Source organism: Rhodovarius crocodyli (assembly GCF_004005855.1).
Lineage (GTDB): Bacteria > Pseudomonadota > Alphaproteobacteria > Acetobacterales > Acetobacteraceae > Rhodovarius > Rhodovarius crocodyli.
In genome coordinates this window covers 1-255 of record NZ_SACL01000047.1, presented here as the reverse complement: position 1 = coordinate 255, position 255 = coordinate 1, and the positions used below count along the sequence as shown (strand labels likewise).

1 protein-coding gene is annotated in these 255 nt (G+C 69.0%); it reads right to left on the bottom strand.

The features are described 5' to 3' along the window. A partial coding sequence (locus tag EOD42_RS25710; protein WP_127790448.1) for a TRAP transporter large permease subunit occupies positions 1-255 on the bottom strand: 255 nt, incomplete at both ends.

Sequence of the window (255 nt, the reverse complement as noted above, 5' to 3'; positions counted from 1 at the left end):
CACCCAGCGCCGCGGCCTCGGTGGGCGTGGCATAGCCGCCATAGATGCTGCCCAGCACCAGCACGATCAGCAGCACCGTCGGCGTCAGGTCCTTCAGCGCGATCAGCTTCTCCCGCAGCGGGATCGGTGGGGGCTTGGGCAGCGGGTTGCGCACGCCGTGCCAGGCGATCAGCCCCACGAACAGCGCCACCACCAGCAGCGAGGGAAAGAGTGCGGCGATATACAGCGCCCCCACCGAGGTCTCGGTGATCAGCC